Origin of the sequence: Nocardia ninae NBRC 108245 (assembly GCF_007990755.1) — a bacterium.
Classification (GTDB): Bacteria; Actinomycetota; Actinomycetes; order Mycobacteriales; family Mycobacteriaceae; genus Nocardia; species Nocardia ninae.
Map to the genome: position 1 here is coordinate 1 of NZ_BJXA01000076.1, position 21,866 is coordinate 21,866.

General features: G+C 66.8%; 25 protein-coding genes and 1 pseudogene. 14 read left to right on the forward strand and 12 right to left on the reverse strand.

The features are described 5' to 3' along the window. Positions 1 to 230: 230 nt before the first annotated feature. The 6 genes from NN4_RS35850 to NN4_RS35870 all read left to right on the forward strand — a co-directional run bounded on the left by NN4_RS35850 (position 231) and on the right by NN4_RS35870 (position 8,326). Positions 231 to 4,184, forward strand: coding sequence for a DNA-directed RNA polymerase subunit beta' (locus NN4_RS35850; RefSeq protein WP_147140529.1), 3,954 nt, complete (start codon positions 231 to 233; stop codon positions 4,182 to 4,184). 226 nt (positions 4,185 to 4,410) lie between these two features. Continuing rightward, positions 4,411 to 5,442 (forward strand): alpha/beta fold hydrolase, encoded by a 1,032-nt coding sequence (locus NN4_RS35855; protein ID WP_147140531.1) that lies wholly within the window; start codon positions 4,411 to 4,413, stop codon positions 5,440 to 5,442. An 8-nt stretch (positions 5,443 to 5,450) separates the two neighbouring features. Next, positions 5,451 to 5,588 (forward strand): hypothetical protein, encoded by a 138-nt coding sequence (locus NN4_RS45405; protein ID WP_186818790.1) that lies wholly within the window; start codon positions 5,451 to 5,453, stop codon positions 5,586 to 5,588. A 58-nt stretch (positions 5,589 to 5,646) separates the two neighbouring features. Next, entirely contained in the window at positions 5,647 to 6,618 is a 972-nt protein-coding gene (locus NN4_RS35860; RefSeq protein ID WP_147140533.1) for a zinc-binding dehydrogenase, read from the forward strand. A 61-nt stretch (positions 6,619 to 6,679) separates the two neighbouring features. Then, on the forward strand, positions 6,680 to 7,744 hold the full coding sequence (locus NN4_RS35865) for a glycerophosphodiester phosphodiesterase family protein (RefSeq protein ID WP_147140535.1): 1,065 nt from the start codon (positions 6,680 to 6,682) through the stop codon (positions 7,742 to 7,744). 111 nt (positions 7,745 to 7,855) lie between these two features. Further along, positions 7,856 to 8,326, forward strand: coding sequence for a PaaI family thioesterase (locus NN4_RS35870; protein ID WP_107659484.1), 471 nt, complete (start codon positions 7,856 to 7,858; stop codon positions 8,324 to 8,326). A 68-nt stretch (positions 8,327 to 8,394) separates the two neighbouring features. On the opposite strand, the gene NN4_RS35875 is transcribed toward NN4_RS35870, so the two are convergent. Next, positions 8,395 to 9,405 (reverse strand): aldo/keto reductase, encoded by a 1,011-nt coding sequence (locus NN4_RS35875; RefSeq protein ID WP_147140538.1) that lies wholly within the window; start codon positions 9,403 to 9,405, stop codon positions 8,395 to 8,397. 100 nt (positions 9,406 to 9,505) lie between these two features. Between NN4_RS35875 and NN4_RS35880 the strand changes: the two genes are divergently transcribed. Further along, positions 9,506 to 10,366 (forward strand): helix-turn-helix transcriptional regulator, encoded by an 861-nt coding sequence (locus NN4_RS35880; RefSeq protein ID WP_147140540.1) that lies wholly within the window; start codon positions 9,506 to 9,508, stop codon positions 10,364 to 10,366. Between the two features lie 5 nt (positions 10,367 to 10,371). On the opposite strand, the gene NN4_RS35885 is transcribed toward NN4_RS35880, so the two are convergent. Further along, the gene (locus NN4_RS35885; RefSeq protein WP_147140541.1) at positions 10,372 to 10,998 is read right to left on the reverse strand and encodes a DUF8020 domain-containing protein; all 627 of its coding nucleotides are present in this window, start codon (positions 10,996 to 10,998) and stop codon (positions 10,372 to 10,374) included. Positions 10,999 to 11,112: 114 nt separating this feature from the next. Continuing rightward, complete coding sequence (locus NN4_RS35890) at positions 11,113 to 11,583, reverse strand: MarR family winged helix-turn-helix transcriptional regulator (protein ID WP_147140543.1); 471 nt, start codon at positions 11,581 to 11,583, stop codon at positions 11,113 to 11,115. A gap of 84 nt (positions 11,584 to 11,667) precedes the next feature. Here NN4_RS35890 and NN4_RS35895 point away from each other — a divergent pair, with 84 nt between their 5' ends. Further along, positions 11,668 to 12,039: a VOC family protein gene (locus NN4_RS35895; protein WP_147140546.1), complete on the forward strand. Its 372-nt coding sequence runs from the start codon at positions 11,668 to 11,670 to the stop codon at positions 12,037 to 12,039. Positions 12,040 to 12,051: 12 nt separating this feature from the next. Here NN4_RS35895 and NN4_RS35900 read toward each other — a convergent pair whose 3' ends face one another. The 3 genes and pseudogenes from NN4_RS35900 to NN4_RS47045 all read right to left on the reverse strand — a co-directional run. Continuing rightward, positions 12,052 to 13,038, reverse strand: a complete 987-nt coding sequence (locus NN4_RS35900) for a pirin family protein (RefSeq protein WP_147140548.1) — start codon at positions 13,036 to 13,038, stop codon at positions 12,052 to 12,054. A 40-nt stretch (positions 13,039 to 13,078) separates the two neighbouring features. Next, positions 13,079 to 13,390 carry a GNAT family N-acetyltransferase gene (locus NN4_RS47040; RefSeq protein WP_370465410.1) on the reverse strand — a complete coding sequence of 104 codons (312 nt, stop codon included), beginning with the start codon at positions 13,388 to 13,390 and terminating at the stop codon, positions 13,079 to 13,081. 21 nt (positions 13,391 to 13,411) lie between these two features. After that, positions 13,412 to 13,873 (reverse strand): annotated as a pseudogene (locus NN4_RS47045) (carboxymuconolactone decarboxylase family protein); the annotation flags it as partial. Between the two features lie 172 nt (positions 13,874 to 14,045). Between NN4_RS47045 and NN4_RS45410 the strand changes: the two are divergent. After that, complete coding sequence (locus NN4_RS45410; protein ID WP_167837573.1) at positions 14,046 to 14,216, forward strand: hypothetical protein; 171 nt, start codon at positions 14,046 to 14,048, stop codon at positions 14,214 to 14,216. Positions 14,217 to 14,285: 69 nt separating this feature from the next. Here the strand turns inward: NN4_RS45410 and NN4_RS35910 are convergent, their stop codons facing one another. The 3 genes from NN4_RS35910 to NN4_RS35920 are packed head-to-tail and all read right to left on the reverse strand — an operon-like array spanning position 14,286 to position 16,066. Beyond that, positions 14,286 to 14,576, reverse strand: a complete 291-nt coding sequence (locus NN4_RS35910; protein ID WP_246181267.1) for a putative quinol monooxygenase — start codon at positions 14,574 to 14,576, stop codon at positions 14,286 to 14,288. Between the two features lie 30 nt (positions 14,577 to 14,606). Then, positions 14,607 to 15,614 carry an aldo/keto reductase gene (locus NN4_RS35915; protein ID WP_147140552.1) on the reverse strand — a complete coding sequence of 336 codons (1,008 nt, stop codon included), beginning with the start codon at positions 15,612 to 15,614 and terminating at the stop codon, positions 14,607 to 14,609. After that, positions 15,611 to 16,066: a MerR family transcriptional regulator gene (locus NN4_RS35920; RefSeq protein WP_147140554.1), complete on the reverse strand. Its 456-nt coding sequence runs from the start codon at positions 16,064 to 16,066 to the stop codon at positions 15,611 to 15,613. Before NN4_RS35920 ends, NN4_RS35915 begins: the two co-directional genes overlap by 4 nt. A 155-nt stretch (positions 16,067 to 16,221) precedes the next feature. On the opposite strand from NN4_RS35920, the gene NN4_RS35925 reads away from it, so the two are divergent. Together NN4_RS35925 and NN4_RS35930 are read left to right on the forward strand one after the other, a co-directional pair. Then, positions 16,222 to 16,797 (forward strand): Uma2 family endonuclease, encoded by a 576-nt coding sequence (locus NN4_RS35925; protein WP_147140557.1) that lies wholly within the window; start codon positions 16,222 to 16,224, stop codon positions 16,795 to 16,797. A 188-nt stretch (positions 16,798 to 16,985) separates the two neighbouring features. Beyond that, positions 16,986 to 17,534 carry a Uma2 family endonuclease gene (locus tag NN4_RS35930; RefSeq protein ID WP_246181268.1) on the forward strand — a complete coding sequence of 183 codons (549 nt, stop codon included), beginning with the start codon at positions 16,986 to 16,988 and terminating at the stop codon, positions 17,532 to 17,534. 73 nt (positions 17,535 to 17,607) lie between these two features. Here NN4_RS35930 and NN4_RS35935 read toward each other — a convergent pair whose 3' ends face one another. After that, positions 17,608 to 17,976 carry a glyoxalase superfamily protein gene (locus tag NN4_RS35935; RefSeq protein ID WP_147140561.1) on the reverse strand — a complete coding sequence of 123 codons (369 nt, stop codon included), beginning with the start codon at positions 17,974 to 17,976 and terminating at the stop codon, positions 17,608 to 17,610. 58 nt (positions 17,977 to 18,034) lie between these two features. Between NN4_RS35935 and NN4_RS35940 the strand changes: the two genes are divergently transcribed. Next, a complete protein-coding gene (locus tag NN4_RS35940; protein ID WP_135233561.1) occupies positions 18,035 to 18,238 on the forward strand; it encodes a hypothetical protein in 204 nt (67 codons plus the stop codon). An 8-nt stretch (positions 18,239 to 18,246) separates the two neighbouring features. Here the strand turns inward: NN4_RS35940 and NN4_RS35945 are convergent, their stop codons facing one another. Next, on the reverse strand, positions 18,247 to 18,738 hold the full coding sequence (locus tag NN4_RS35945) for a SixA phosphatase family protein (RefSeq protein ID WP_135233560.1): 492 nt from the start codon (positions 18,736 to 18,738) through the stop codon (positions 18,247 to 18,249). 158 nt (positions 18,739 to 18,896) lie between these two features. Here NN4_RS35945 and NN4_RS35950 point away from each other — a divergent pair, with 158 nt between their 5' ends. After that, positions 18,897 to 20,567: an FAD-dependent oxidoreductase gene (locus NN4_RS35950; RefSeq protein WP_147140563.1), complete on the forward strand. Its 1,671-nt coding sequence runs from the start codon at positions 18,897 to 18,899 to the stop codon at positions 20,565 to 20,567. A 131-nt stretch (positions 20,568 to 20,698) separates the two neighbouring features. On the opposite strand, the gene NN4_RS35955 is transcribed toward NN4_RS35950, so the two are convergent. Further along, on the reverse strand, positions 20,699 to 21,475 hold the full coding sequence (locus tag NN4_RS35955; protein WP_186818791.1) for an acyl-[acyl-carrier-protein] thioesterase: 777 nt from the start codon (positions 21,473 to 21,475) through the stop codon (positions 20,699 to 20,701). 152 nt (positions 21,476 to 21,627) lie between these two features. On the opposite strand from NN4_RS35955, the gene NN4_RS35960 reads away from it, so the two are divergent. Then, positions 21,628 to 21,819: a helix-hairpin-helix domain-containing protein gene (locus tag NN4_RS35960; protein ID WP_186818792.1), complete on the forward strand. Its 192-nt coding sequence runs from the start codon at positions 21,628 to 21,630 to the stop codon at positions 21,817 to 21,819. Positions 21,820 to 21,866 lie beyond the last annotated feature (47 nt).

Genomic DNA, 21,866 nt, shown 5'->3' on the forward strand with positions numbered 1-21,866 from the left:
CTTCCGACGGCGCCGCGATCGAGATGCGCGACGGCGACGACGAGGATCTGGAGCGCGCCGCGGCGAACCTGGGCATCAACTTGTCCAGGAACGAAGCGGCCACCGTCGACGATCTGGCGAACTAGGCGGTCGGCCGGATGCCGTTCGCTGAGAACGGCATCCGGCCCCGCGTTCCACCAACTAGTGAACTTTTTGCTCGAATTCGACCCTTATAGGGGAAAGGAAGTTACGTGCTAGACGTCAACTTCTTCGATGAACTCCGGATCGGCCTGGCCACCGCGGACGACATCCGCCAGTGGTCTTTCGGCGAGGTGAAAAAGCCGGAGACCATCAACTACCGCACCCTCAAGCCGGAGAAGGACGGGCTCTTCTGCGAGAAGATCTTCGGTCCTACCCGGGACTGGGAGTGCTACTGCGGCAAGTACAAGCGTGTCCGCTTCAAGGGCATCATCTGTGAGCGCTGTGGCGTCGAGGTCACTCGCGCCAAGGTGCGTCGTGAGCGGATGGGCCACATCGAGCTGGCCGCACCGGTCACCCACATCTGGTACTTCAAGGGCGTGCCCTCGCGCCTCGGGTACCTGCTCGACCTGGCGCCGAAGGATCTGGAAAAGATCATCTACTTCGCCGCCTACGTCATCGTCGCGGTCGACGACGAGCTGCGCCACAACGAGCTCAGCACGCTCGAAGCCGAGATGGAGGTCGAGAAGAAGGCGGTCGCCGACCAGCGCGACGCCGACCTCGAGGCCCGTGCCCAGAAGCTCGAGGCCGACCTGGCCGAGCTCGAGGCCGAGGGTGCCAAGTCCGACGTCCGCCGCAAGGTCAAGGACGGCGGCGAGCGCGAGATGCGTCAGCTGCGCGACCGGTCCCAGCGTGAGCTGGATCGGCTCGACGAGATCTGGACCACCTTCACCAAGCTGGCGCCCAAGCAGCTCATCGTCGATGAGGTGCTCTACCGCGAGCTGATCGACCGCTACGGCGAATACTTCACCGGCGCCATGGGTGCGGAGTCCATCCAGAAGCTGATGGAGAACTTCGACATCGACGCCGAGGCGGAGAGCCTGCGGGAGACCATCCGCAGCGGTAAGGGCCAGAAGAAGCTGCGCGCGCTCAAGCGGCTCAAGGTCGTCGCGGCGTTCCAGACCAACGGCAACTCGCCGATGGGCATGGTGCTCGACGCCGTTCCGGTGATCCCGCCGGAGCTGCGCCCGATGGTTCAGCTCGACGGTGGCCGGTTCGCCACCTCCGACCTGAACGACCTGTACCGCCGCGTGATCAACCGCAACAACCGCCTCAAGCGACTGATCGACCTCGGCGCGCCCGAGATCATCGTCAACAACGAGAAGCGGATGCTGCAGGAGTCCGTGGACGCGCTGTTCGACAACGGCCGTCGCGGCCGCCCGGTCACCGGACCGGGTAACCGCCCGCTGAAGTCGCTGAGCGATCTGCTCAAGGGCAAGCAGGGTCGTTTCCGGCAGAACCTGCTGGGCAAGCGTGTCGACTACTCGGGCCGTTCGGTCATCGTGGTCGGCCCGCAGCTGAAGCTGCACCAGTGCGGTCTGCCCAAGCTGATGGCGCTCGAGCTGTTCAAGCCGTTCGTGATGAAGCGTCTGGTCGACCTGAACCACGCGCAGAACATCAAGTCCGCCAAGCGGATGGTCGAGCGTCAGCGTCCCCAGGTGTGGGATGTCCTCGAAGAGGTCATCGCCGAGCACCCGGTGTTGCTGAACCGCGCGCCCACCCTGCACCGTCTGGGCATCCAGGCGTTCGAGCCGCAGCTCGTCGAGGGTAAGGCGATCCAGCTGCACCCGCTCGTCTGTGAAGCGTTCAACGCCGACTTCGACGGTGACCAGATGGCCGTGCACCTTCCGCTGTCCGCGGAGGCGCAGGCCGAGGCCCGCATCCTGATGCTGTCCTCGAACAACATCCTGTCGCCTGCCTCCGGCCGACCGCTCGCCATGCCGCGTCTCGACATGGTGACCGGCCTGTACTACCTGACCCGCCTCGAAGAGGGCGCGAAGGGCGAGTACAAGGCCGCGGGCAAGGACAAGGCCGAGTTCGGCGTCTACTCCTCGCCTGCCGAGGCACAGATGGCGGTGGACCGCGGTGAGCTCACCGTGCGTTCGCTGATCAAGGTGCGCCTCATCCACCAGCGCCCGCCGAAGGACATCGAGGCGAAGCTGTTCCCGGAGGGCTGGAACCGCGGCGACGCGTGGATTGCCGAGACCACCCTTGGTCGCGTGCTGTTCAACGAGCTGCTGCCGGCGGACTACGCGTTCATCAACGAGCAGATGCCGAAGAAGCGTCAGGCGACGATCATCAACGATCTGGCCGAGCGCTACCCGATGATCGTGGTCGCGCAGACCGTCGACAAGCTGAAGGACGCGGGCTTCTACTGGGCCACCCGTTCCGGCGTGACGGTCTCGATGTCCGACGTGCTGGTGCCGCCGGAGAAGACCGAGATCATGGAGCGCTACGAGGCGCTTGCCGATCAGATCGAGAAGAAGTACCAGCGTGGTGCGCTCGATCACCAGGAGCGCAACAACGCCCTGGTCAAGATCTGGCAGGAAGCGACCGAAGAGGTCGGTACGGCACTGCGGGCGCACTACCCGCCGGACAACCCGATCATCACGATCGTCGAGTCGGGCGCCACGGGTAACTTCACCCAGACTCGTACCCTCGCCGGTATGAAGGGTCTGGTGACGAACCCGAAGGGTGAGTTCATCCCGCGCCCGATCAAGTCCTCGTTCCGTGAGGGCCTGACCGTGCTCGAGTACTTCATCAACACCCACGGTGCTCGTAAGGGTCTGGCCGATACCGCGCTGCGTACCGCCGACTCGGGTTACCTGACCCGTCGTCTGGTGGACGTCTCGCAGGACGTGATCGTGCGCGAGCACGATTGCGCCACCGAGCGCGGCATCATCGTGCACATCGCCGACAAGCAGGCGGATGGCTCGCTCATCCGCGACGCGCACGTGGAGACCTCCGCGTACGCTCGCACGCTCGCTTCGGACGCGGTGGACGCCAAGGGCAACCTGGTCATCGCGAAGGGCGCCGACCTCGGCGACCCGGCGATCGACGCGCTGCTCGGGGCAGGCATCACCGAGGTCCGGGTCCGCTCCGTGCTGACCTGCACCACCGGTACCGGTGTCTGTGCCACCTGCTACGGCCGCTCGATGGCCACCGGCAAGCTGGTCGACATCGGTGAGGCCGTCGGCATCGTCGCCGCGCAGTCCATCGGTGAGCCCGGCACCCAGCTGACCATGCGTACCTTCCACCAGGGTGGTGTCGCCGGCGATGACATCACCGGCGGTCTGCCCCGGGTGCAGGAGCTGTTCGAGGCCCGTGTGCCGAAGGGCAAGGCTCCGATCGCCGAGGTCAGTGGCCGGGTCCGGATGGAGGACGACGACCGCTTCTACAAGATCACCATCATCCCCGATGACGGTGGCGAAGAGGTTGTCTACGACAAGCTCTCGAAGCGGCAGCGTCTGCGTGTCTTCAAGCACGACGACGGCACCGAGCGTCTGCTCTCCGATGGTGACCACGTCGAGGTCGGCCAGCAGCTGCTGGAAGGCGCGGCGGATCCGCACGAGGTGCTGCGCATCATGGGTCCCCGTCAGGTGCAGATCCACCTGGTCCACGAGGTCCAGGAGGTCTACCGCTCGCAGGGTGTGTCGATCCACGACAAGCACATCGAGGTCATCGTGCGCCAGATGCTGCGTCGCGTGACGATCATCGACTCGGGTGCCACGGAGTTCCTGCCCGGTTCGCTCACCGAGCGTTCCGAGTTCGAGGCCTCCAACCGTCGCGTCGTCGCCGAGGGCAACGAGCCCGCGGCGGGTCGCCCGGTGCTGATGGGTATCACGAAGGCGTCGCTCGCGACGGATTCGTGGCTGTCGGCGGCGTCCTTCCAGGAGACCACTCGAGTGCTGACGGACGCGGCCATCAACTGCCGCTCCGACAAGCTCATCGGTCTCAAGGAGAACGTGATCATCGGCAAGCTGATCCCGGCCGGTACCGGTATCAACCGCTACCGCAACATCACGGTGCAGCCGACCGAAGAAGCCCGTGCCGCCGCGTACGCGGTGCCGTCCTACGACGACACCTACTACAGCCCGGACAGCTTCGGCCAGACCACCGGCGCCGCAGTCCCGCTCGACGACTACGGTTTCAGCGACTACCGCTAAACCCGGTACCGCAACACATCCGGCCCCCGCTCCCTTCCAGGAGCGGGGGCCGTTTGCGTTGGTAGGGAGTCTTCACGGTGTCGGAAGAGTGATGCGAAATTTACTTCGCGGGGAATATTTTCTGTAAGAATATTTTCAATTGAAGGGGTTTGGTCGGTGGATGGTGCGCTCGGGCGGCTGGGACCTGCTGAATCCTGTTCCGCCCGTTGCGAAAGCGAGTCGCTTCATGACCGACCACCAGATCTTCGATCTCGGTGATTTCACCACCCAGCACGGTGCCACGCTGCGTGGTGCCTTCCTGACGTACGCCACCTATGGTGAGCTCAACGTGGACAAGAGCAATGCCATCGTCTATCCGACGTGGTATTCGGGGCGACATTGGGACAACGAGTGGCTGATCGGTCCGGGGATGGCGCTGGATCCGGCGGAGTACTTCATCATCGTGCCGAACATGATCGGCAACGGCCTGTCCAGCTCGCCGAGCAACACGCTGCAACCCTATGACCGCGCCCGCTTCCCGGACATCACGGTGTACGACCAGGTGGCCGCGCAATACCGTTTGGTGACAGAGCGTTTCGGCATCGAGCGACTGGCCTTGGTGACCGGCTGGTCCATGGGCGCGGGCCAGACCTACCAGTGGGCGGTGAGCTATCCGGACATGGTGGAGCGGATCGCCCCGTTCTGCGGCTCCGCCCGGACCAGCGACCACAACAAGGTCTTCCTGGAGGGCGTCAAGGCGGCCCTGACCGCCGACTCGGCCTTCGCGGGCGGCTGGTACGGCGAACACTGGCCGACCACCGGATTGCGCGCCCTGGCAAGGGTTTACGCAGGCTGGGGTTTCTCGCAGGCCTTCTACTGGGAGAAGGAATACGAGAAGCTCGGCTACACCTCGCTCGAGGACTTCCTGATCGGCTTCTGGGAGGGCTTCTTCCTGGACGGCCGCGACCCGAACAACCTGCTCACCATGCTGTGGACCTGGCAGCACGGCGACGTCGGCCGCACGCCCGGCTTCGACGGCGACACCGAAGCCGCCCTCGCCTCGATCAAGGCCACCGCCCTGGTCATGCCTGCCGAGAAGGACCTCTACTTCCCGCCGGAGGACGAGGCCTGGGCCGTCGGTCACATGCGCAACGCCGAACTCCGGGTGATCCCGGGCATCTGGGGCCACTTCGCCGGCCACGGCAGCAACCCCGAAGACACCCGGTTCATCGACACCGCCCTAGCCGAGCTACTCGGAAAACCCGGTGGCCTGGCCTGATCCGGCCAGTGAACTATCCACTGGTGGTAGCGCTCGGCGTCCTGCTGCTGTTCGGCATCGTCGCGCTGGCGGTCTGGGACGACGTGCGAGACATGGATGAGGACGGTATCCGGCAGACCGACGAGGAGCGGATTGACATCAACTAACGTTTAGGTTGCACGCTGGTCACCGAAGCTCGAAGGAGTTCTGACCAGAGGAGTTGCTGTGCGCGCCGTAGTCCTGCATTCATTCGGCCCCCCGGAAAACCTGCGCTACGAGGAGGTTCCCGATCTGAAACCGGGTCCGGGCGAGGTGCGCATCGCCGTCCGGGCAGCCGGTGTGCACCTGATCGAGACGGCGATGCGGGCGGGCCTGGCGATCGGCCCACCGCTACCGGAGTTGCCCGCAATTTTCGGCGGCGAGGTCGCGGGTGTCGTCGACGCGATCGGGCCGGATGTGGACTTGTCCTGGCTCGACGCCGCAGTGGTGACGCCGCGCAGCACCTCCGGCGGTTACGCCGAGTGGGCGATCGCGGAGTTGGCTGCACTGCACCGGATTCCGGACGCTCTGGACCATTCGACCGCCGTCGCCATGATCGTCACCGGCACCACCACCGTCGAGGTCCTCGATATCGCCGCGCTGACGTCCGACGACCTGGTCCTGGTGAATTCGGCGGCAGGCGGGGTCGGCCGATTGATCGTCCAGCACGCCCGCAATATCGGCGCCAGGGTCATCGGCGCGGCCGGCGGAGCGGCCAAAGTCGCTGCGGTGGACGCACTGGGTGCCGACCTAGCTGTCGACTACAACGAGTCCGACTGGACCGACCAGATCCGGCAGGCGTTCTGCGACCGCGCGGTGACGGTAGTGCTCGACGGTGTGATGGGCGAGAAGGGCCGGGCGGCAGTGTCCTTGCTCGCCGAGGGCGGGCGGTACGTCACCTACGGAAACGCCTCCAGGGAGACCTTCGAACCGGACCCGGAGAAACTGCGGGAACAAGGCATTACGGTGATCGACGCGCTGTCGATCATGCTGAGCCAGCCCCGCGAGGTGCGCGGCGAGGAGTCCCGCGCGCTGGCCGCGGCCGCCGACGGCACCATGGTGCCGACCGTCCAGACCTTCCCGCTCGACCAAGCGGCGAAAGCACATGCCGCGTTGGAGAATCGGGCGACGACCGGCAAGGTGGTGCTGATTCCGTAATCCGCCCGGGATTCATGCGGACGTCACCGCCGCGTCGGCGAAGGCGGCCACAATGAGGTGTATGCGTCGAACATCTGTACTCGGAGTCGCGGCGATCCTGCTGGCCGGTCTGCTGAACGCGGGTGCGGCGTCGGCGGACGTGCCGCCGCGGCAATTCGATCTGCAGGCGCACCGCGGTGGCCTCGCCCTGGTGGTGGAGAACACCGTGGCCGCCTTCGCGAACGCGTTGGAACTCGGCGTGCGCACGCTGGAGCTGGACGTGCAGATCACCGAGGACGGCTACGCGGTGCTCACCCACGATCGGGACCCCAATCCGAACAAGTGCGTCGACACCGCCCCCGCCTTTCTCGGCGATCCCGAGTTCCCGTATGTGCCCGGCACCAGGTTCATTCGCGACCTGACGTTGGCGCAGGTGCGCACCATCGATTGCGGCTCACTGCGATTGGCGGCTTTCCCCGAACAGCGCACCGTGCCGGGCGCTCGAATGCCGTTGCTGTCGGAGGTTTTCGATCTCGTGCGTGCCTATCGCGCCGATGAGGTCATGCTGAACATCGAGACCAAGGTGGAGGCGGGCGCGCCGGAGCAAACCGCACCGCGGGAGCAGTTCGTGCAGGTGGTCGCGGCGGAAGTCCGGCGCGCGCACCTCGAAAACCAGGTCACCATCCAAAGTTTCGACTGGGGTGCCCTGATGCGGATGCGGGAGGTGGCGCCGGAACTGCCGATCGTCGCGTTGACCAACGGGCAGCAGTTCTTGCAGGCCGACCAACCCGGGGCGTCGCCATGGTTGGGCGGCCTCGACATCGATGACTTCCCCGGCTCGCTGCAGCGCAAGTTCGTCAGCGCCGCAGCGTCTTTCGGTGCCGATGCGGTCTCGCCGGTGCACGGCGACCCGCAGGACGGCAGCGTCGAGGACCCGGGCTATCGGCCGTTCACGACGCGTGAGCTGGTGCGGGCCGCGCACCGGCAGCAGATGCGAGTGGTGCCGTGGACGGTCGACGACCGCGCCACCATGATTGCGCTGATCGACCTCGACGTGGACGGCCTCATCACCAACCGCCCGGACCTGTTGCGCACCGTCCTCGCCGAACGCGGCTACCAGCTACCGAAGGCATATCCGCGCCCCTGACGGCACGGGAGTGAAACGTATCCAGGATCCCGTTGCACGCTTCGCGTGGACAACGCCCGCCCACCACGGTATGAAAATGGAACACGTTCCAGTTATGTAGTGGGAGATGCGATGGACAGCGCGGCCATGGGCGAGTTGGTAATGGCGGGGTTCCAGAAGCTGGGGTTCATCCAATTCACCGGGATCGAAGGAGTGGAGTTCGATGCCGGACGGAACGTGGTGCGGATGGCGCCGCGCGCCGAGCATCTCAACCACAACGGTGATCTGCACGCGGCGGTGCTGTTCGGCCTGGCCGAGACCGCGGCGATGGGCGCGTCGGTCTCGGGAATCGTGGACCTGATGGGCGAGACCTTCATCGTGGCCAGGGACGGGCGGATCGAATACCGGGCGCGCGCGAAAGGTGACGCCGGACCGTACCTCGCGACATCCGAGGTGTCCGGGGAGATTTTGCAGCAGGTGCGGGCGGACATCGCGGCCCGGACGCCGATCGAACTGGAAGTGCCGGTGAACATCACCGACAACACCGGAAAGTCGGTCGCCGCAGCGGCATTCACCGCCGTGATCCGGCCGCGGCGAAAATGATCCGGCCACGCCGGAAGTGATCCGGCGGGCGCGCCCCCGACTGCACGAGCGCGCCCGCCGCTCTCGGCTCAGCGCTCGCTGTCGAGCATCGCCATCTGCTCGGCGGCATACCGTGAACCGGCGATCTGCTCGGCGGGCACCGCGGCCTCGATGGTCGCCAACTCGTCCTCGGTCAGCGAAACATCCAGTGCGCCTACCGCTTCCGCCCAGCGCTCACGCCGCCGCGCACCGATGACCGGCACGATATCGTCGCCGCGGGTCAGCACCCACGCGATCGCCAGCTGGGCGACCGAAACATCCTTGGCCGCGGCGATTTCGGCGAGCGCATCGACCAGCTTCAGGTTCCGGCTGAGGTTCTCGCCCTGGAAGCGCGGGCTGTGCGCCCGGAAGTCGTTGGCGGCGAACGTGGTCCCCGCCTGTACCGAGCTGCTGAGCAGTCCGCGCGACAGCACACCGTAGGCGGTGACGCCGATGCCGAGCTCGCGGCACAGCGGCAGGATCTCGGCCTCGATACCGCGCGAGATCAGCGAGTACTCGATTTGCAGGTCCGCGATCGGATGCACGGCGGCGGCGCGCCGGATGGTGTCGGCGCCGACCTCGGACAGCCCGATGTGCCGGACATACCCCGCCGCGACGAGCTCGCCGATCGCACCGACCGTGTCCTCGATCGGAACGTTCGGATCGAGTCTGGCCGGACGGTAGACGTCGACATAGTCGACGCCGAGCCGCTGCAGGCTGTAGACGAGGAAGTTGCGCAAGGCCTCGGGCCGATTGTCCACACCACCCCAGGTACCGCCGGGACCGCGCAGCGCGCCGAACTTCACGCTCAGCACCACGTCCTCGCGCGGCCGCTCGGCGATGGCCTTGCCGATCAGTAGCTCGTTGTGTCCGGCACCGTAGAAATCGCCGGTATCGATGAGGTTCGCGCCCGCGTCGAGCGCGGCGTGGATGGTCGCGGTGGATTCGGCGTCGTCCGCGGCCCCGTACATGCCGGACATCCCCATCGCGCCGAGTCCGAGACGGCTGACGGAAGGCCCGGTCTTACCGAGCTGAACTGCGGGAATCTTCGATGTCGTCATGGGACCAGCCTGCGCTTCTTGCGGCGACCGCGGCAGAGATTGCTTATCGGGGGATCGCCGATCCCTGGCTGAGCGGCCCGACTCGAGGGACAGTGGAGCCATGGACCGCACCGAGCTCGCCGACTTCTTGCGCCGCCGTCGGGAGCAGCTGACACCCGCCGACGTGGGTTTGCCGCCCGGTGTCCGGCGTCGCACTCCCGGCCTGCGCCGGGACGAGGTAGCGCTGCTTGCGGGCATGTCCACGGACTACTACACCCGGTTGGAGCAGTCGCGTGGGCCGCGGCCGTCCATCCAGGTGCTCGCGTCGCTGGCACGCGCGCTGCGTTTCAGCAGCGACGAACGTGACTACCTCTACCACCTGTGCGACCAGTCGCCGCCGGGACGTGAGCTCACCGACAAGCACGTCGGCCCCGGGATGATGCACCTGCTCGCAAAGCTGGACGACACCGCCGCCACCGTGGTCACCGACCTCGGTGAGGTGCTCGTGCAGAACCGCATGCACACCCTGCTCATCGGCGATCACGGCACTCGTCGCGGGTGGGACCGCTTCTACGCCTACCGCTGGTTCACCGATATCGAGTCGCGCGCGACCTTCCCCGAGGAGGACTGGGATCGCTTGGGCCGCCAGCACGTCGCTGACCTGCGGGCCACGGCCGCGCGCAGGGCAGGCGATGCCGACGTCGCCGAGTTCATCGGCGTATTACGTTCCGCGAGCACCGAATTCGACCGTCTCTGGGACGAACACGAAGTAGCGGTGCGGCTTTCGGACACCAAGCGTATCCAGCACCCGCAGGTCGGCTTGATCGACACGATCTGCGAAACGCTGCTCACCCCGAACGCCGCTCAGCGCCTGCTGGTCTACCTACCCCGCCCCGGCACGGACGCCGCGGAGAAGCTGGATCTGCTGCGCGTCATCGGAACGCAGACCCTGGGCGGCATCGAGGATCCCGCGCAAAGCTGATCGGATCAGGGCGCCCCGGTGGCGTAGTCGAGCGCCGCGTCGATCGCGGGCTGACCGCCGCCCATGGCGAGGCCGGCCGCCGCGCCGATCGCGGCGCCGAGCACCGTGGTGATCGGCACCGTGATGAAGTCGAGCACGAAAAGTCCGAGCGGGAAGCCGAGCACGAAGCCGATCGCCGCGCCGATTCCTGCGCCCGCCAGCACAATCGGCATGGCCTTCTCGACCTCGGCGAAGAACCGTTCCTGGCTGCTGACATCGCGCAGCGGCGTCTGCGACATGTTGTCCGGAACGAGGGTGAGTCGGTGGCCCGACTCCTCGATGACCGGGTGCAGCGCCACTCGCTTGTCGCCGACGCGCAGCGCCATCGGGAGCGCGGCGACGACGTTGCCGTCGTGACCGGTCAGCGTGACGACCCGGCCGTCGTGGATCAGGTCGAAGCGACCGTCCTGAATGGTCGTCACCGCGGCGCGCCGATCCTCGGATGCCGCAACCTGATAGGCGATGTCGGCGAAGGATCCGCGCACATCGAGCGCGGTGTCGGGGGTGGTGGGATCCGCGTGCGTGGCGCTCGTGCCGATGACCGTGGCGACCAAGGCCAGCAGTGCCGTCGCGGCGATTCTGGAGACTCTCATCGTGCTCTTTCGGTAGCGCTGCCCCTGCGCAGTGTTTTCGTCGGCGACAGTATCAGGCGCGGCCGGGACGGCGGTTCGGACCGGCAGAACAGCTCGGTCGCAGCGCAACTCGGCTCAACGCTCGAGTTCGCCGCTCAACCTGCGCAGGTAGCCGGCGAACCGCTGCCGATCGAGATCGTCCCAGTCGGCGGTGAGTTCGGTGAAGACCTGGCGCTGCCAGTCGCGCGCGTCGGCGAGCAGGCGCTCACCGCTCGCGGTCAGCGCCAAGGACGTTCGGCGCCGATCGTGCTCGGACTCGGCGCGGGAGAGGTGGCCCGCCGCGGTGGCGTCGCGCACCATCCGGCTGGCGCCCGAATGATCAAGTCCGAGTTGATGTGCCACCGAGGTGATGGTGGCCTCGGCGCCCTGCTCGACGGTGGCGGCTACCGCCTCGACCACCTGGATGTGCTGAGCGTGCCGTAATTCCTCGGGTAAGTCCGCAGAGGTCCGGTTGATCCAGCGCCGGGACCAGAATCGAACCAGTCGAAACAACGCGGGTCCGCCGTCGGCGGCGGTCCCAGGCTTGGCGGTCGCCCGTCTGCTCATGGTGCCAGCCTAGCTGGCCCTCGCCAATAACATGCGTATCGCATGTATATTTGCATGCAGTTCGCATGTTTATCGGAGGTAGCCATGACCATCGTCTTGAATCACACGATCGTCCCCGCGAGGGACCGGCACGCCGCCGCAACGTTTTTCGCTGAGCTGTTCGGCTTGGCCGTCGGCCCGCCGAGCGGGCCTTTCGTGCCGGTCCAGGTCAACGCCGAACTCACCTTCGATTTCGACGACCGAGGGCGGGTCCAGCCGGGGCACTATGGATTCCTCGTCGACGACGAGACGTTCGACGCGGTGCTCGGGCGGCTGGCGCAGTGGCCCGCCGTCGATTACGGCTCAGCCCCGCAGCACGGGTGGAACCGGGCGATCAACCACCTCGGCGGCGGGCGGGGTGTCTACGTGCGCGCGCCCGATGGGCACAGCTACGAGCTGTTCACGGCGCTGCCATGAGCCGAATGTGAATCAGGTTCTGGCCGGGCCGATCCGGCGTTTGCGCGGCTTGAGATGCAGTCCTGGCAGCGGTGGCGCCGGAATGCGCTGCTCGGGCGGGTGGCCGGCGATATCCGCAAAGCGGCCGAGATCGCGGTTCTCCCAATCGTTTCGGGCCGCCACGATGTCCTCGTGGCTGCGGCCGACGAAGTTCCACCACATCACCAGTTCCTCGCCGAACGGCGCGCCGCCGATCAGCGCGAAATGCGCACCGGCCGTGCTGGTCAGCGAGATCTCCGCCCGGTCGGTGCCGAGGTACAGCAGCGGGCCCGCGGCCAGCGGGGTGCCGTCGACCGTCACCTCGCCCTCGATCACCATCAACGCGTGCTCGAACCCGCGCTCCAGTGGGAGCGTGGCCGCGCCCGGTGCCAGCCGCACATCCGCGCCGACGATCGGCGTGTAGGCGGTGGCGGGGGAGGTGACGCCGGCCAGCGTGCCGATCAGCACGATGGCTTGCAGCCCCGGCGCCTGATAAACGGGCAGGTCGCGATGCTGCTCGAAATGCGGGTCGATCCCGGTTTTGTTGCCGGGCAAGGCGATCCACAGCTGCAGGCCGTGCCCGGCGTGCGCGCCCGCGACACCGTATTCGGAGTGCGCGATGCCGCGCCCCGAGGTCATCAGGTTCAGCTGCCCCGGCTGGATCTGCACATCGGAGCCGACCGAGTCGCGGTGGCGGATCCGGCCGTCGAACGGCCAGGTCACCGTCTGCAGGCCGATGTGCGGATGCGGATCGATATCCGGCGACGCCCCGGTATCGGTGACCGTGGGCGAGCCGAAGTGATCCAGGAAGCACCACGCTCCGACGGTCGGCAGGTCCCGTTGCGGCAGTACCCGTTCCACGAAGACGCCGCGGACCCCGCCGAGCGGTACCTCGCGCGTCGGGTAGAGCTCGGCCACCGGGCCCGGACCGGGAGCGGGCTCGCACAGTGTCTCCGCCGGATGCGGATCGAGGTCGCTCACGATCGCGCCGTTCCGGGCGCTGTGCCGACGGTGCACACCCTCACCGGGTGATGCCCTTTCCGATCACCTGCGCGTCGTACTGCGGGTGCTTGTCCAGGTAAGCCTTGATGAACGGGCACAGCGGGCGGATCACCCGGCCGCGCTCGATCACGTCCTCGATGGCGTGCTTGGCCAGCGTGCTGCCCAGGCCCTTGCCGGAGAACGCGCCGTCAATCTCGGTGTGCGTGAACACCGTCTCGTCGTCGCGCTCCTCGTACTCGGCGAACCCGGCGAGCTCGCCGCCGTAGGTCACCTCGTATCGGTTCTTCTCGTCGTTGCGGACAACCTTGGATTCCGAGGCAGCTGCGGTCATGGTCGACTTCTCCTTCGATGCGCGTACCGGATGCTTGCTGAGGATCGACACGCGATTGAACGCGCCGATCGTGGTGGCCGCCCAGATGACGACGGACAGCTGATCGTCGGTCAGATGCTTGCGGGCGAAAGCGTAGTCACGCTCCATTGTCGCCTCGTCCGGCAGCGTGGCGGTGATCTCGGCCAGCGCGAGGGCGGCCTGTTCCTGTGGTGTGTACAGCTCGGTGCGCCGCCACGCGGGCAGTACGGCGAGTTCCTGTTCGGTGTTCCCCGCGGCGAGCGCGGCCCGCTGGTGTGTGTCCAGGCAGAAGGCGCAGCCGTTGAGCTGGGAAACACGCAGGTTGATCAGCTCGATGAGCTTGCGGTCCAGGCCGACTGCGGCGCCTGCGGCGCGTACTTCGCTCGCGACCTTGCTGAGGGCGCGGAACGCGGCGGGCGTCTGCTTGTCGATCCAGACGCGGTCGTGCGATACATCGGGCTTCACTCCATTGGATGGTAGTGACCCGAGTACCCGGTCGTACGGCGGGGGCCGGTTTAAACGGACCGGGGTCCGCGTTCATTTACACCGGCATACAGAACTCGTAGAGATCGTTCGGCACTGCTCGCGCGGGCCGGGGCGGGGGACAAACATGGAGGTCCGTAGAAGGAGAAGTGTCATGAGGTTCCGCAACCGCACCGCCCCCACCTTGGTCGCCGCCTGCCGTCGCAGCGCGCACCGCATCTGGGCCAGGCAGGATCTCACCCCGCAGGAGCGGGCGAATCTGATGGCCGGGTGGACGCCGCCCGCCATCATCAGCGCCTCGCTGGGCGGGCGAACGTTCCACTGAGACAGCACGGCCCGGCGATCCGTCTTCGGATCGCCGGGCCGGCGCTCAGTTCGCAGATCTCGTCTGTTGCTAGATCTCGGTGAATCGTCGCAGCTGGAACGGCTCGACCAGGATGTCGTCCAGGGCTGCCGCGCACTGCTTCAGATGCGGGGTCTCGAAATGCGCGGCCAAGGCGTCGGCGTCGACCCACTCCTCGAGCAGGACGACCCGGCTCGGATCGGTGGGGTGCAGGTACAGCTCGTAGCCGAGGCAGCCGTGCTCGGCGAGGGTCGGCTCGATCATTTCCTGCAACACCTCGCGCAGCTCGGCCTCGCGCCCCGGCTTGGCGGCGAAGCGGACATTGAGCGTCAGCGTGGACACGGTTGAACTCCTGATCTGTTGTGCTGCTTGTTATTCCCGGCCTGCGGACGTGAAAGACATGTCCGCGTAGCGGTTTCCGGCTACCTGGCCCGCGATCAGTGCGAGCGTCGCCAATTCGTCGGCGGTCAGCTCGATGGTCGCGGCCGCAACATTATCGGCAAGCCGAGTCCTACTGCGGGTACCGGGAATCGGAGCCACCGAGAGTGCGTGCACCCGGGCCTGTGCGTGCAGCCAGGCCAGCGCGACCTGCGCCATGGTGATCCCGCGGGTCTCGGCGATGGCGCGCAGCGGCGCGAGCAGTTCCGCGTTGCGGGCCGCGTTGTCCTCGGCGAAGCGCGGAAACACCCGCCGCACATCGTCTTTCCCGAGTTCCTGGACCGCACCGGTCAGGAAGCCGCGGCCCAGCGGCGAGTACGGCACGAAGGTCACGCCGAGCTCGATGGCGGCGGGCACCACCGTCCGCTCGACATCCCGGGAGAAGATCGACCATTCGGACTGCACGGCGGCGATCGGATGCACCGTCTGTGCCGCGCGCAGCTCCGGACCTGTCACCTCGGACAGGCCGACCGTGCGAATCTTGCCCTGCTGCACCAGATCTGCCAGCACACCGACTGTGTCCTCGATCGGCACCGACGGGTCGCGCCGGTGCATGTAGTACAGGTCGATCACGTCGATGCCGAGCCTGCGCAGGCTGGCCTCCACCGCGTTGCGGATGTACGCCGGCGAGTTGTCGATGCCGCGGTAGGCCGGATCGTCGGCCTTGCGAACGATGCCGAACTTGGTGGCCAGCACCACCCGATCGCGGTTGGCTCGCACGAAGTCGCTGAGGAACTCCTCGTTGTGCCCCAGGCCGTAGACGTCGGCGGTGTCGAACAGCGTGACGCCCAGTTCCAGCGCCCGGTCCAGCGTCGCCCGCGACTCGGCCAGGTCGCTGGTGCCGTAGAACTCGCTGATCCCCATGCAGCCCAGCCCCTGCACGCTGATCTCGATACCGCTGGTGCCCAGCGTGGTCGTCGGCAGCGTTCCGGTGGTGGTCATACCTTGATCCCTTCACTGTCTTGCACGGTGATCGTGGCCGGCCGGGCAAGCTGTGCCTTGCCCTCGTAGATATCGATCTTGTAATCCAGCACGGCCACGGTCTGACGAAGTTCATCGATCTTGGCGAGGACCTCGGCGCGCGTGTTGCGGAACATCTCCAGCCGCTCGGGGAACGTCGATTCCCCGGCCCGCACCAGCTCGGCGTAGCGAACCATGTCCGCCACCGACATCCCGGTGGTGCGCAGCCTGCCGATCAGCGCCAGCCACTCCAGGTCGCGATTGCTGAAGCGCCGCTTGCCGGCATGATCCCGGCCCACGTAATCCATCAGCCCGATCCGCTCGTACCAGCGCAGCGTGTCCCGGCTCAGCCCCGACCGTTCGGCGACCTCACCGATCGAATACCTCGGCTGTTCCCAGCCGCTACCTCGCTCGTCCCGTGCGCCTTCACTCACGATCCTCGCCCTTCCCGTTGAACATCGATGACGCTAGTCACTTGGAGTGCACTCCAAGCAAGTCCAATCTACGGAAAGCCGCGGTCGCGTTCCGGCCGCCCGAGTACCTTGCGTGGGACACTGGAGCCGACCAGGGGGCGAGCTGAGGAGCGAGCGTGACCGCACTTCCGGAGCCAGGACGGCTGTTGACCATCGCCGACTATGTGGCGCTCGGTGAGGACGATCGGTATCGCTTGGAGCTGGAGGAGGGGAAGCTGTTGATGGTGCCGTCGCCGGAACCGGAGCACAATCTCGTCGGCGTCGAACTCTGGTCCCAGCTACGCCCTCAACTGCCCCCGGAATTGGTCGCCGTGCCCGACATCGATATCGACCTGGAGTTGGCTCCTGCGGAGGGCCCTGCGACGGTACGCAGGCCGGACATGGTGATCGTGCGGCGAGCCGAGGTCGAACGACGCAAAGCCGAAGGCGGGATTCTGCGTTCGTCGGGCGTCGTGGTCGTCATCGAGATCGTCTCGCCCGGCTCCCGCCGCACCGACTACCGCACCAAGCGCGGTGACTACGAGGACGCTGGCATCCCCCAGTACTGGATCGTCGACCCGAACCCGCCGGTAAGCCTGCTCGCACTGCGACTCACCGACGAACTCGGCTACGTAGACAACGGCGAAGCAACCGAAACCTTCACAACCACCTCACCCTGCCCCCTGAAGATCGCGCTGGATCAGTTGGACTGAATCCAACCCGCAATACTGCGCCCCCGTTGCGCACCGACGGCGCTGGCCTGTGGCGGGACAAATTCCAACCTGTGTAAACAGAGGCCGGAGGTTCTGATCGAGCATGCACCGCGGCTGGGACTGGGGCGACCAGAAGCGAGACGAGCCGAGGAGCGAGGGTGACAGCATTTCCGGAACCGTGGCGACTGTTGACGATTGCCGATTACGTGGCGCTCGGAGAAGACGACGACGGGTGTCGTAGGGAGTCGCAAGAAGGGGTACTCAACAATTCGCCGTCGCCAACGCCGCGACACAACGTCGTGCGTGGCCAGCTCTATGGCCAAGTAGACGCGCAGCTTCCATCGGACCTGGTTGCCGTGCCCGCTGTTGACCTCGACCTGCAACTGGTTCCGGACGACGGTCCGGCCACGGTCCGGCGACCCGACCTTCTCGTCGTAGCAGAGGCCGAGTACGAGCGAGTTGGTGCAGAAAAGGGGATTCTTCGCGCGTCTGCCGCTCGCCTTGTCGTCGAAATCGTGTCGCCCGGCTCCCGGCGCACGGATTACGTCATGAAGCGCAGCGAGTATGCAGATGCAGGCATACCGCACTACTGGATCATCGACACGAGTCCGCCGCTCAGCCTGGTGGCGTTCCGGCTCACCGAGGAGCTCGGGTACGTCGATGACGGCGAGGTGACCGATGTTTTCACGACCACCTCGCCGTGCCCGCTGACGATCCGATTGGACCAGCTGGACTGACACGCGGGCGGGGCGCGCCGGCGTCAGCTTCGGGTTGCGTGCTCAACCGTTTGCCGCGCCGAAAAGCCCCCGCTCAGTTGTACTGCGGCAATTCCTGCACGGCCCACTGGTTTCCATCGGGGTCGGCGAAGTAGGTGAACTTCCCCCACGCCAGTTCTTCCACCGGTGACGCTTCCACCCCGGCCGCCACCAAGTGCTTGTACGCGTCCTCCGCGCTGGCGACCACGATCTGCATGCCGCGGACGCTGCCGGGGGCCGCGTCGGTGATGCCCTCACCGATACAGATCGAGCAGCCGGAGCCGGGCGGCGTGAGCTGTACGAAGCGCATGTTCTCGTCGACCCGGTGATCGTGGTCGGCGTTGAATCCGATCTTGGTGTAGAAGTCTTTGGCGCGATCCACGTCGGTCACCGGGATCGCGATGAGCTCGATTTTCCAATCCATCGACCGAGCATCCCACCGGTGACCGACAAAGTCCCGGCTTCCGGCCTACCCTGGGGACATGCCTGGTAAGGACGTCAACCGGATCAGGGCCCGCTCGGCTCTGGCAACGGTCAAGGAAAGCCCGGTGATCGCCGCTATCGCGGTGGCGCCGGTGGTGCTCGCGCTCGCCGTCGTGTGGTGGCTGCTCGGCGGATTCGCCGCGTTCGTGCTGCTGGTCGTGCTCGGCGCGGTCGTGGTGGTCGGCGGCAAGCTGCTGCGCTGACTGCCTGTTCAGCGGGGGATGTGGAAACGCACGAGTTCACCGGTCCCCGGGTCGATCTGCGTCCACGGCCGGTCGAATTCGAGCACGGCCAGCGCCGAGGTGGGGAATTTGCGGCTGAGCTCGATGGCGGGCGTCGAACTGCGGTTGCTCGCCAACTCCCATGCCGTCCACGGCATTCCGGGCGCGTGCCCGATCACCAGCAGCGTCGACACGTCGTCGTCGCTGAGCTGGACCAGCTCGATGAGGCTCTGCGGGGAGGCCTCGTAGATGCCCGCTTCGTAGACCACCGGCGCGGTGACGCCGGTGGCGGCGAGGGTTTCCCTGGTGCGGGTCGCGGTGGAGCACCGCACCGCGTCGATCGGCGGCTGCGTCTTACGCAACCATTCACCCGCCAAGCCTGCCTCGCGTTGTCCGCGCGGCGCCAACGGGCGCTCGTGGTCGCCGACACCGTCGGGATAGGCCGACTTGCCGTGCCGCATGAGGATCAGAGTCCGCACCATGGGGATACCGTAAGGCCTCCGGTCGCATGGCCTCGACCACACTCGAGGCAAACTGAAAGCGGCGTCACATCGCGGTGGTTCCGCGCCGTGCCGTTTCTGTCCACCTCTGCCCACCGGGTGGCCTACAGCCCACGTACATCTTCGAGGATCTGCACAATATGGCCTACGTAATCACGCAGCGTTGTTGCAACGACGCCAGCTGCGTTTCCGAGTGCCCTGTCGATTGCATCCGTCCGACCCCGGACCAACCGGAGTTCGCGACGACCGAGATGCTCTACATCGACCCCGACACCTGTATCGACTGCGGTGCGTGCGTCGATGCGTGCCCGGTCGAGGCGATCTTCTCCGAGGACGACCTGACCGCATCGCTGGCCAGATACCGCGAGATCAATGCGGCCTATTTCGAGCGCCATCCGCTGGAATCGAACTTCGACCCGATCGTGACGCCGCCGCGGCCGCCGAAGGAACTCGGCACGCTGCGGGTGGCGATCGTCGGCGCCGGCCCGGCGGCCTGCTACGCGGCCGACGAGCTACTGCGCAGGGCGGATGTGGAGATCGAGATGTTCGACCGGGTGCCGACCCCGTGGGGTCTGGTCCGGGCCGGCGTCGCCCCCGATCACCCGGGCACCAAGACGGTGTCGAGCCTGTTCGAGTCCGCGTTCCGGCGCGAAACCCTGCAGTACTACCTCAATGTCGAGGTCGGCACGCACATCTCGCACGAGGAGCTGCTGCGGCACCATCACGCCGTCATCTACGCGGTCGGCGCGTCGACCGACCGCAAGCTCGGCGTGCCCGGTGAGGATCTGCCGGGCAGCCACTCGGCCACCGAGTTCGTCGCCTGGTACAACGGCCACCCCGACTTCGCGGACCGGCAGTTCGACCTGTCCGGCGAGCGGGCGGTGATCGTCGGCAACGGCAATGTCGCACTCGACGTCGCCCGCGTGCTGACGGTCGACCCGGACGAGCTGGCCAAGACCGATATCGCCGACCACGCGCTGGACGCCCTGCGGCGCAGCAATATTCGCGAGGTCGTTGTGCTCGGCAGGCGCGGCCCGCTGCAGGCGGCGTACACGTCGTCGGAGTTCCTGGCGCTGGCCCATCTGCAGGGCATCGACGTGATCGTCGACGAATCCGACCTCGCGCTCGATCACGCCAGCCAGGCGCTGCTGGACGACCCACAGGTCGAGCCGTCGCTGAAACTCAAGTACACCCTCGCCGAGGAGTACGCGGGCGGGCGGCGCGACCCGTCCCACAAGCGGATCGTCTTCCGCTACCTGGCCTCGCCGACCGCGCTCGTCGGCACCGAGCACGTCGAGGCGATCGAGTTCGCGCACAACGAATTGTTCGAGGAGAACGGTCAATTGCTGGCGCGGCAGACCGAGCGCACCGAGCGGATGGACGCCTCGCTGGTGCTGCGTTCCATCGGCTACCGCGGCGCGGCCGTCGCCGACGTGCCGTTCGACGAGCGGCGCGGGGTGATGCCGAACGAGCACGGCCGGGTGCTCGGCACGGACGGCACGCCGCTGTCCGGGGTGTACGCGAGCGGCTGGATCAAGCGCGGCGCCCGCGGCGTCATCGGCTCGAACCGGATCGATGCCGAGGAGACGGTGGAGAACCTGATCTCCGACTTCACCAGCGGCAAACTCGCTGCGCCCGAGGCGGATCGGGCGGCGCTGAAGGCGTTGCTCGGCCAGCGGCAGAGCGACCTGGTCGACCGGGAAGGGTGGCGGGCGATCGATCAGGCCGAGCGGGCGGCGGGCAAGTCCGCCGGACGGCCTCGGGTCAAGTTCACCACCCGGGAGGACCTGCTCAAGGCCGCACGCGGCTGAGCTGAACGGGCCCGCCGACCGGATCGCGAGTTTCCGGTCGGCGCGTTCGGATCTCGAGGCGGCGGACGCGAGCTTCGGGTCGGCGTGCTCGAATGTTCGGGCGTCGTGTTCCTCAGCGCCGCGAGGTCGGTCTATTCCGGCGGCAGCGGCATGATGCGGACGACGGTCGTGGTCGTGCCACCGACCACGAACCACAGCCGCAGTACCGGCCGCCCGGTGCGATCACCCGGCTCGTAGCGGCTGCGGACGGTCACATGCTGGCGCGCCAGCACCGGCGCGACGTACTCGATGACCGCGCGATGCGGGCCGGCGAGCAGCTTCGGATACTCGACCATGAACTGCTCCACCGCCTGCCAGTAGCAGGCGTTGTTGACGTGGTTGTACTGGTCGATATCGGTCGCGCGCACCGGAAACGGCATATCGGTGTCGGATTCCGACGGGGTGGCGTCGGTCAGGTAGGGCCGCCAGCGCAGGCGGTGCTCCTGGGTCGTCCGCGAGAGATAGGCCAGGCCCTCGTCGCTGATCCGCGCGGGCATCCCGGTCGCCTCGCTGATATTGATCCAGAAGCCCTCGGTCTCGATCAGGCCACCGTTCGTGCTGGTCACCCGCACACGCATATTGGTCCAGCGGGTCGACAGCGCCGAGCACCAGCGCAACAGCTGCACCTCGTCCGGCCACAGGATCGGCCGGATCACATCGATCACCGTGCGGCGCACGATCCAATTCGGATCGGTGCGATGAAAGAACGTCTTGTGCAGATTTTCCCAGGCGATGTCTTGCAGGTAGCGGGCGACGGCGTCGAACCGCAGCCGGTCGTAGGGGTCCACATCGCCCGCCCGGATGGGCCACGCCGAAGCAAAGCCCATGCCCTCCTGGGGAAGCGGGGCGAGTGGCTGATCGAGTGACACTGGTGCTCCTCGCGCTGCACGGTGTGCCGCGTTCTTCGTGTGGTGCTGTTGTGAGACGACTTTACGGGGCGTACGTCACACCATCGCGTCGAGTGCGTCCGTTACCAACGGTATCCTCATCGGCAACGCTTCTACCAGGCATCATGGGGGACATGAGCGTTTCGGATCTCCCTGTGAAACTGGGCAAACCGGCCGAACGTGCCCTCGCCGCGGCCGGAATCCGCCGGCTCGACGACCTCACCGCGTGGACCGAGCGCGATCTCGCTGCTCTGCACGGTGTCGGCCCGACCGCGATCAGCAAGCTCCGCGCCGCTCTCGCCGCCGACGGCCGGACACTCGCCTGACCCCGCACCCGGCGACATCAGGACGTGACCGACCCGCGCCGGTACGA